Annotated in this window: 9 protein-coding genes; 3 read left to right on the forward strand and 6 right to left on the reverse strand. The window is 55.6% G+C overall.

The window, feature by feature from the left end; all coding sequences use genetic code 11:
* Positions 1-17: 17 nt before the first annotated feature.
* Together cobS and IEX96_RS04850 are read right to left on the reverse strand one after the other, a co-directional pair.
* Entirely contained in the window at positions 18-1010 is a 993-nt protein-coding gene (gene cobS, locus IEX96_RS04845; RefSeq protein ID WP_229773537.1) for a cobaltochelatase subunit CobS, read from the reverse strand.
* Positions 1011-1052: 42 nt separating this feature from the next.
* Entirely contained in the window at positions 1053-1634 is a 582-nt protein-coding gene (locus IEX96_RS04850; protein WP_188873547.1) for a J domain-containing protein, read from the reverse strand.
* A gap of 71 nt (positions 1635-1705) precedes the next feature.
* On the opposite strand from IEX96_RS04850, the gene IEX96_RS04855 reads away from it, so the two are divergent.
* The 3 genes from IEX96_RS04855 to clpB all read left to right on the forward strand — a co-directional run bounded on the left by IEX96_RS04855 (position 1706) and on the right by clpB (position 5456).
* Positions 1706-2008: a BolA family protein gene (locus tag IEX96_RS04855; RefSeq protein WP_150004484.1), complete on the forward strand. Its 303-nt coding sequence runs from the start codon at positions 1706-1708 to the stop codon at positions 2006-2008.
* 172 nt (positions 2009-2180) lie between these two features.
* Complete coding sequence (gene rpmB / locus IEX96_RS04860; RefSeq protein ID WP_150001380.1) at positions 2181-2489, forward strand: 50S ribosomal protein L28; 309 nt, start codon at positions 2181-2183, stop codon at positions 2487-2489.
* Between the two features lie 357 nt (positions 2490-2846).
* Positions 2847-5456: an ATP-dependent chaperone ClpB gene (clpB, locus tag IEX96_RS04865; RefSeq protein ID WP_188873548.1), complete on the forward strand. Its 2610-nt coding sequence runs from the start codon at positions 2847-2849 to the stop codon at positions 5454-5456.
* A 113-nt stretch (positions 5457-5569) separates the two neighbouring features.
* Here clpB and IEX96_RS14240 read toward each other — a convergent pair whose 3' ends face one another.
* From IEX96_RS14240 to IEX96_RS04885, 4 genes are all read right to left on the reverse strand, one after another.
* Complete coding sequence (locus IEX96_RS14240; protein WP_188873549.1) at positions 5570-5866, reverse strand: TonB-dependent receptor; 297 nt, start codon at positions 5864-5866, stop codon at positions 5570-5572.
* 45 nt (positions 5867-5911) lie between these two features.
* A complete protein-coding gene (locus tag IEX96_RS14010; RefSeq protein ID WP_188873550.1) occupies positions 5912-6628 on the reverse strand; it encodes a TonB-dependent receptor domain-containing protein in 717 nt (238 codons plus the stop codon).
* Between the two features lie 3 nt (positions 6629-6631).
* Complete coding sequence (locus IEX96_RS04880) at positions 6632-6967, reverse strand: hypothetical protein (RefSeq protein ID WP_150004487.1); 336 nt, start codon at positions 6965-6967, stop codon at positions 6632-6634.
* Positions 6968-7249: 282 nt separating this feature from the next.
* Complete coding sequence (locus tag IEX96_RS04885) at positions 7250-8893, reverse strand: M23 family metallopeptidase (RefSeq protein WP_188873551.1); 1644 nt, start codon at positions 8891-8893, stop codon at positions 7250-7252.
* Positions 8894-9215 lie beyond the last annotated feature (322 nt).

The following is a 9215-nucleotide window of genomic DNA, read 5'->3' on the forward strand; positions in this document are numbered from 1 at the left end:
AGCGGATGCGACAATCTTTAGCTGGCCCGCGCAATGCGCGATGCGGCTTCAGGAAGGTCGGTACCAAAGCAGCGTTGGTAATATTCCGCCACCAAAGCCCGCTCTGCCTCGTCGCATTTATTCAGGAAGCTGACCCGGAAGGCGAAGGCAACATCTTTGAAAATTTCGGCATTTTGCGCCCATGTGAGCACCGTACGCGGGCTCATCACCGTGGAAATATCGCCAGCGATAAAGCCGGCACGGGTGAGATCGGCCACCGCCACCATTTGGCTGACGATCTTGTTGCCTTCCTCATTTTGGTAGCCTGGCACCTTGGCCAGTACGATTTCCGTTTCCGTATCATGGGGCAGGTAATTCAAGGTCACCACCACATTCCAGCGGTCCATCTGGCCCTGATTGATTTGCTGGGTGCCGTGATAAAGCCCGGTGGTATCGCCCAGACCCACCGTATTGGCGGTGGCGAACAGGCGAAAGGCGGGATGCGGGCGGATGACGCGATTCTGGTCAAGCAAGGTCAGTCGGCCTTCCACTTCCAGCACCCGCTGGATCACGAACATCACATCGGGGCGGCCTGCATCATATTCATCAAACACCAAAGCGGTGGCCGATTGCAGCGCCCAAGGCAGCAGCCCTTCGCGGAATTCCGTTATCTGTTTGCCATCGCGCAGTACGATGGCGTCCTTGCCCACAAGATCGATTCGGCTGATATGGCTATCGAGATTGATGCGCACGCACGGCCAGTTCAGCCGTGCGGCCACCTGTTCGATATGGGTGGATTTCCCTGTGCCGTGGTAGCCTTGGATCATCACCCGCCGGTTAAAGGCAAAGCCCGCCACGATGGCCGCGGTGGTTTCCGGATCGAAGACATAGGTGGGATCGATATCCGGCACATGCTCGGTGCGCTCTGAAAAGGCGGGTACTTCCATATCCAGATCGATGCCAAACGCATCGCGGGCCGAAATTGTGCTGTCGGGCAGGCTTGTATGGGCGGGTTTTTCAGAAACGGTCACGACAGGTCTTTCCAATCTGGTTGAATACGCAACAAAGGGCGATCAATCTGCTAATGTTTTTTCGCGCGTCAGATGCTTATAAGCAAGGATAACGGCACTGAGCGATGCTTCATAGCGGCGATCTCCGCCATGTCTGTCTGGATGAAAGCGCCGGACAAGACGTTTGTAACAGGTCTTTATGTCTTGCTTTGTTGCACTGGCGTCAAGCCCAAGCACCTTGAGGGCCGCCAGATCTTTCGCGCTGAGCCTTTGCCCGTCGGGGCGGCGGCGGGCACCATCGGTGTCGTTTGTGCCAAAGCCGGGCGTGTGGGCAAAGATCCCGTGCAGGTCCATCAGATCCTCATCACCGCGCAGCCCCGATGGACGGCTGCCCATGGGCCATGTTTCGCGCTCCCACATAGGGGCGGCCATCCGCAAGCGGTCCACCGCATCCGCGCCCATATCGGCGGTATAATCCCAATTGGCATTCCAGGCCCGGACATGATCGAGGCAAAACCAGTGCCAGCCGGGTCGGCGATCCCGTCGCGGCGCCCGGAAGCCACCGGTTTCAGTGCAATCGGGATGATCGCACGTCCGTTCGGTGCCATCGTCAACCCAGCCGTGGAAACGTTCTGACTTTCGCATAAAGTCAATATCGGTTATCGCCAGACATGGAACAAGCACAACGATGATTTTTCCTTCCGAAGGGCCATGCCATGACAAAACAGAACGCATCCGATCAAGGGTTGGGGCCGGTGGGGCAAGCGCTTCATGACAAGCTGGAGGCGGCCTTTCATCCGACCCATATGGATTTGCGCGACGAATCGCATAAGCATGTAGGCCATGCAGGGCATCGCGAAACCGGCGAAAGCCATTTTCATCTGGAAATGGAAAGTGCGCAATTTGCGGGGAAATCGGCGGTGGCGCGCCAGCGGATGGTTTATGCACTTTTGGCTCAGGAACTGCGTGAACAGGTCCATGCCTTGAGCCTGAAGCTGCGGGCACCGGACGGGTTTTAAGGCGGTTGCAAAGCGTTCGGCGTTGCGCAAGGCTTGACGGCGCTGGATAAGCGGTGTAGATGCCGCGTCTGCCGTAAGCGGATCAACCATACGGCCATGAGAAATTTAGGGCTTGTCACGGTGCATCCATGATGCCGGTGCCAAGCTGTCACATAAGCAAGAGGATCGAGACATGTCCCGCGTGTGCGAATTGTCGGGCAAGCGTGTGGAAACTGGCATGAAAGTCAGTCATAGCCATATCCGCACCAAGCGCCGCTTTCTGCCGAACCTGAAACGGGTTCGCCTGATGAGCGAAACCCTTGGCCGGGCGGTCAGCTTCCGCATTGCGGTGAGCACGCTTCGGTCTGTCGATCACCGTGAAGGTCTCGACAATTATCTTTTGAAGGCCAAAGATGCCGAGCTTTCCCTGAAAGCCCGTCGTTTGAAGTCTGAAATTAAAAAGAAAAAGTCCGTCGCTCCGGCCGCTCTGGCTGCCGAATAAGCGTATCTGACTGTTATTAAAGCGCGCTGCGAAACCTATTCGCGGCGCGCTTTGCTGTGGATTTTTGTTTTATAGCCATGCAAAAAGAGCCGCTCCCATATTGGAGGGGCCTTGCGCTCCCTTGCCTTTCTTTCCCGGGCACTTCCTGTCTTGTCGAACCCGTCTCCCTGTCAATCGCTGGTCTGATCCAGATCAAAGACTTGAGCCACAGATGTGGCACACCATATCCATAACCAGACACATGCCGGGCGGAGGATCGCCTTCGTGCCATATGGATGTGTTTGTGACGACGATTTGAACAGGGACATGGCGCTGCCGCCTCTAAGAGGGGGGCGCCCAAGCATGGGATTATGATCCATGGATATGGAACACTATACCGACAGGTCGCGCGGTTTTATTCAATCGGCGCAAGGTTTGGCACTGCGCTCCAACCATCAGACCTTCACGCCGGAGCATCTTTTAAAGGTGCTGCTGGATGATAAGGAAGGGCTGGCCGCCAATCTTATCCGGGCAGCGGGCGGCAAGCCGGAGCAGGCTTTGGCGGCAACCGAGGCCGCTCTTGAAAAACTGCCCAAGGTGGAAGGGGCCGGCGCCGGACAGGTTTATCTGGATCCGGCATTGGCGCGTATTTTCGAAAGCGCCGAAGCCTTGGCCAAAAAATCCGGCGACAGCTTTGTAACCGCCGAGCGTCTGTTGTTGGCATTGGCGGTGGAGGCGAAAGCCGGGTCCGCAAAAATTCTCAAGGATGCAGGTGTTTCAGCCCAATCTTTGAATCAGGCGATCAATGATATTCGCAAAGGCCGCACGGCGGATAGCGCCGGGGCCGAGGGCAGCTTTGAAGCATTGAAGCGCTTTTCCCGCGATCTCACTCAAGCGGCTCGTGATGGCAAGCTGGACCCGGTGATCGGTCGGGATGAGGAAATTCGCCGCACGATTCAGGTTCTGGCCCGACGGACCAAGAACAATCCTGTGCTGATCGGTGAACCCGGTGTGGGGAAAACCGCCATTGCCGAAGGGCTGGCTTTGCGCATCGCCAATGGGGATGTCCCCGAATCGCTGCGCGATCGCCGCATCATGGCTTTGGATATGGGGTCTTTGATTGCCGGCGCGAAATATCGTGGCGATTTTGAAGAACGTCTTAAAGGCGTGCTGGAAGAAGTGACCAATGGTGCCGGTGATATCATCTTGTTCATCGATGAAATGCACACCCTTGTGGGGGCAGGTAAGGCCGATGGGGCGATGGATGCCTCGAATTTGTTGAAGCCTGCTTTGGCGCGGGGTGAATTGCACTGCATTGGTGCGACCACGCTGAATGAATATCGCAAATATGTGGAAAAGGATGCGGCGCTGGAGCGGCGTTTCCAACCGGTATTTGTGCAAGAGCCGACGGTGGAAGACACCATTTCGATCTTGCGCGGTTTGAAAGAAAAATACGAACTGCATCATGGGGTGCGCATCACCGATGGCGCGCTTATTGCGGCTGCCACTTTGTCCAACCGCTATCTTACGGACCGCTTTTTGCCCGATAAAGCCATCGATCTGATGGATGAAGCGGCCTCGCGATTGAAGATGGAGGTGGAAAGCAAACCTGAAGAAATCGAGGCATTGGACCGTCGGATCATCCAGCTCAAGATCGAGCGGGAAGCCTTGAAGAAAGAAAAGGATGCGGCCTCGAAAGAACGGCTTGAGACGCTTTCCAAGGAATTGTCGGATCTGGAACAGCACAGCGCCGAACTGACGGTGCGCTGGCGGGCGGAAAAAGACAAGCTGACCGGCTCGCAGAAATTGAAGGAACAGCTTGATCAGGCGCGGATCGAACTGGAACAGGCGCAAAGGCGCGGTGATCTGGCCCGCGCCGGGGAATTGTCTTATGGCGTGATCCCTGATCTGGAAAAGCGTATTGCCGATAGTGAAGCTGTGTCCGGCATATCGGGCGACACATTGCTGCGTGAAGAGGTGACGGACAGTGATATTGCCTCGGTGATTTCGCGCTGGACCGGGATTCCGGTGGATAAAATGCTGGAAGGCGAACGGGACAAGCTGTTGCGGATGGAAGAGGCACTGGGCCGCCGTGTGGTGGGACAGGTGGAAGCCATCGATGCGGTTTCCAGTACGGTGCGGCGGGCGCGGGCGGGATTGCAAGATCCCAATCGGCCTATTGGTTCGTTCCTGTTTCTTGGCCCTACCGGCGTGGGGAAAACCGAACTGACGAAAGCGCTGGCGCAATTCCTGTTCGATGATGAGCACGCCTTGTTGCGCGTGGATATGTCGGAATTCATGGAAAAGCATGCGGTGGCACGGCTGATCGGTGCACCTCCGGGCTATGTTGGCTATGAAGAAGGTGGTGTGCTGACCGAAGCCGTGCGACGCAGGCCCTATCAGGTGATCCTGTTCGACGAAGTGGAAAAAGCCCATCCCGATGTATTCAATGTGCTGTTGCAAGTGCTGGATGATGGGCGGCTGACCGATGGGCAGGGGCGCACGGTGGATTTCACCAATAGCCTGATTATTCTGACCTCTAATCTGGGCAGCCAGGTGATCGCGGAATTGCCGGATGGCGCGGATGTGGAACAGGCGCGCGATGCGGTGATGGACGTGGTGCGTGGCGCATTCCGTCCGGAGTTTCTCAACCGGTTGGATGATGTGATCTTGTTCCATCGCCTTGGACGCGATCAAATGGCGGGGATTGTGGATATCCAGCTTGAACGGCTGCAAGATCTGCTTGTGGACCGCAAAATCACCCTGGAGCTGGACGATGCAGCCCGCGCTTGGCTGGCTCAGGCGGGCTATGATCCGGTTTATGGTGCCCGGCCTTTGAAACGAACCATTCAAAGGCAGGTGCAGAACCCGCTGGCGGATCTTATCCTCAAAGGTGAGGTAAAGGATGGCCAGACGGTGAAGGTCAGTGTTGGAGAAAGCGGCCAACTGCGGCTTTCGGTGGCCGACCGGCAAGAAAAAGCGGCCTGATCGCTGTATTGGATGTGGCCCTTCGGGGCCAGTCCCTAAAATACCCGATCACCAATAAAATAGCCCGCCCCCGATAAAGGGGCGGGCCTTTCTTTGTTCAATCCTAGGAAGGATTAGAAGGTTTTGTTGATCCCGAAGGTGAAGGTACGACCAAGCAGTGTATCCGAACTGCTTGTTCCGAAATTCACATTAGGACCAATTGCAAAGCTGTTATCGACGATAGAAGGCTTTTTGTCTGTCAGGTTGCGAATCCCGGCATTGAAGCTCCATGTACCCCAATCATAAGACAGGGAAACACGGTGGATGGCACGTGCTTCTTCGATATCATCATCGAAGTTGCCATCCTCCAGAATATCGGCCCTGTCTTCTGCATCGGAGAAGGTGGTTGAGCGCCAGGAGACATTCCACAAGAGTTGGATCGGACCTGTTGCAATGTGCGCATTGGCTGTCAGGCGCTATTTGGAGAAGCCGAAATCGCCAAGATTGTCTTCGGTAATGTCACCGGTTTCAAATGGGGTGAATTCGTTGCTTTCAAACAAGCGGGTGACGGACGCATTTGCCCCCACAGTGAAATCCCGTTTCATTGCACGGAAGCCCTTGTCATAGGCCAAGGCTATATCCAGTCCACGGACATTTTCAACACCCAGATTGAAAGGCGTGTTGTCCACAAAGGACACGAAGCCTGTATCCGGGTCCCGTTCGAAGCAATTACAGAAAGGACTGTTGAGATTTTCTGTCTGATGGCACTCGGAAAGGATTGTCCCTTCGCCAGGGCGGCTGATGCCCCGCTTGACCTCAATTTCCCAATAGGTGGCATTGAGTTGCAAGTTAAAGCTATCAAACCATGGTTGATCGACAGAGCCGCCGACAGACAAGGAGAAGGATTCTTCCGGATCAAGGTCGGGCGACCCGGTTGAAAATGTTTCGATGCCCCGGGGGGTGAAGTTTGTGGGATCGATATCTTGAGCCACGCAGTTATCAAGAACAGTCTGTGTGCGTGGATATTCCCAATCGGCATTTGCGGGTGGTGTATCGCAAGGGTCAGCCGCGCCGCCCAAGAAACCGGTTTGCCCACCGAGGAACAGGAAGTTCAAATTCGGAGACCGGAAGGACGTGCCAGCATTCCATTTCTTGACAATGGTCGCTTCAAATTCATCGGGAAGGTTTGCCAAGGCTTATTGATTGCCGGTTGACGGTGTGCCCAAACGCTCTTCCCCCACATATCCATGAGGGACCGCGCCGGGGGGTGATGCTTTGGGGAAGCTGCGCGGACGGGATTTGTCGGCCTTGGCGATGGCATCCGGGCTACCATCAATCAGGCCATATTTCAGTTTATATTGTTTGAGCACTGTATCATAACAAGCCAGCCGTTCGGCGGGGATGATCAGCGGATCGCAGCCGAGGAAATCCGATACCACGCCTTGCGCCGTATCCGTGCGGTTTTGTGCTACGGCTTGGGTGAAGGGCATGGTGCTGCACAACAAGGCGATCGCAATCGAGGAACGGCGCATGGGGGTCTCACTTTTCCAGCTGTCTTTGTTGATCTACCGATAGCGCCCGAGCGCGCGGCTGTAAACGATGTGCCTTGGCAGCTTTTGAGAAGCCTCGTGCTTTTCTGGCCCTTCAATAATCAAGAGGAGAGCGAGATGCCCCCGCTTGCCGTGCGAAAGCCAAGTCCACAAAAGCATAAAGGCTGTTGAAGAAAATTTGTGGCCGGTTTGTCCCGGTTGTGGAACGCGGTATTTTATACACGGGCATCCTTCTCTCGATCGCTTTGCGCCTATTGCCGAGCCTTACTCGCCCACTGCGGCAAAAACAATGGCATTGGCACGGGATAAGGCGTGCACATCTTCATCGATTCTGGCCCGTGCTTCTTGAAAGCTCTGCAAGAACGGTCCGTCCAATGCCCGCCCGGAGGGCAGCTTTAAGGTCAGGGGATCGACACGTTTGTCGCCCACATATACTTCATAATGCAGATGCGCTCCGGTGACGCGGCCCGTGGCCCCCACATAGCCGATCACTTGTCCCTGTTTTACGCGCACACCCTTTTTTATGCCGCGGCCATATTTGCTCAGATGCGCATAGGCCGTCTTATAAGTGCCATTGTGGCGAATACGGATATAATTGCCATATGAACCAAATCGACTGGCCCGCTCGATGGTGCCATTCCCGGCTGCATAAACCGGCGTGCCGGTGGGGGCGCCGAAATCTGCTCCCTGATGCGAGCGCACATAGCCCAATACGGGATGTTTGCGTTTGCCGAAGCGCGATGTCAGGCGCGCTCCATCCAGAGGCGTCTTCATCAGGGCTTTGCGGACGCTTTTGCCGTCTTCATTGAAATAATCCCAGTCGTCGCTATCCGCTGGCATATGGCGATAAAGCGGTAAGTCACGGCCCCGCAGATTAAGCCGGGCAAACAGAATCGCCCCGTCTTCAACGACCCCATCTTCTTGGGCCACATCGCGGCGATAGAGAATCTCGAATCGATCGCCGGAGCGGATTTCGCGCTGAAAATCCACGTCGAAGCTATAAAGCAGAATCAGTTCCAGAATCACTTTGGCTGGAACACCGGCACGCTGGGCTGCCAGATACAGGCTGTCATCAATGGTTCCGCTGCCATAAGCCAGCAATGGGGTGATGGGTAGCGGCTCACGTTTGGCGTGGAATTGTCCATCGTCATCCCGTTGGGCAGCCACCCGCTCATCGAATCGTGTGCGCACGGCCAGACGAGACAGTGTTTTTACCCCTTCATGTGGCGCGAAGGTCAGGTCTACCACTTGCCCGATGCGCAAACGGCGCATGTCGAATAATTTGGATAGGGCGGTGATGGCATTATGGGCCTCCGTACGATTGGTGCCAGCCTTGATCAACGCATCGATCATGGTATCGCCGCGGCCGATGGTGATCGATTGGGCAGTGGCAAGGGGGGCGGGCTGGTCCAAAGACGCCTCATGGTGCACGGAGGCTACGATTTCAGAGGGCGTGTCGGAAAGGGCGGTGGTCAAAAGCGGTGGCGGTGCCGCAGAGATATTGGCCGCAAACGGCATCATGGCTGAATCATTGGGCGCTTCATTGTCGGTGGCGGCTGTCTGGTTTTTTAAATTGCCCGAGCCAGAAGGCGTCCATAATCCCAGCAGAACAGAGAACAAAAGCCCCGCGCACAAAGCCCCAAAGCCTGCCCACCAGCTTTTTCCACCAATATCGCGGGCCAGATCTATGGCATGCGGCCACTGGCCATCGTGCATAGATTTCAGCCATTTGTTTTCTGTCCGGCGTGCCGCGGTGGATGTCTTTTCGTGCATGGGGCCCTCGATTTGGATAAGCGCATCGCTTTCATGGATATCATAGAGGATAAGCTCCCCCGGTTTCCATCCGCTGCGCCGCGCAAGAACCATGTCGTGCATCGCAGGCGCTGTCAATTCGCAGTTTTCTGCCATATTTGGAGCCTGCATTTAAAAAAATGACTTATTGGTAAAAAGTTGCTTGACCCGCGCCGCTCGAATGCATAGAAACCTCCTCGTCGGCGGCAAACTCCGACACCGGCACACAGGCTTCTCGCTTGACACAGTCAGACGGGATGCTTATATGACGGTTCTTCGCTGCTTTCGAGGTTTGCTCGATTGCAGCAAAAATTCTGCCTCATAGCCTTAAACGGTCGATTGGCTGCTTTTGCGGCTGGGGTTGAATTCGCTCTTTGACAGTGTTGATGAGAGAAGGGAGATGTGGACGGTGGTTCAGCGATTATTGGACCATTGTTTA

Origin of the sequence: Iodidimonas muriae (genome assembly GCF_014647255.1) — a bacterium.
GTDB lineage: Bacteria > Pseudomonadota > Alphaproteobacteria > Sphingomonadales > Rhodothalassiaceae > Iodidimonas > Iodidimonas muriae.

Bases quoted from the DNA above. Each gene is read 5' to 3' on its own strand.
- IEX96_RS04850 (WP_188873547.1), bottom strand. From the start codon at position 1,634: ATGCGAAAGTCAGAACGTTTCCACGGCTGGGTTGACGATGGCACCGAA.
- IEX96_RS04855 (WP_150004484.1), top strand. From the start codon at position 1,706: ATGACAAAACAGAACGCATCCGATCAAGGGTTGGGGCCGGTGGGGCAA.
- rpmB (WP_150001380.1), top strand. From the start codon at position 2,181: ATGTCCCGCGTGTGCGAATTGTCGGGCAAGCGTGTGGAAACTGGCATG.
- clpB (WP_188873548.1), top strand. From the start codon at position 2,847: ATGGATATGGAACACTATACCGACAGGTCGCGCGGTTTTATTCAATCG.
- IEX96_RS04880 (WP_150004487.1), bottom strand. From the start codon at position 6,967: ATGCGCCGTTCCTCGATTGCGATCGCCTTGTTGTGCAGCACCATGCCC.
- IEX96_RS04885 (WP_188873551.1), bottom strand. From the start codon at position 8,893: ATGGCAGAAAACTGCGAATTGACAGCGCCTGCGATGCACGACATGGTT.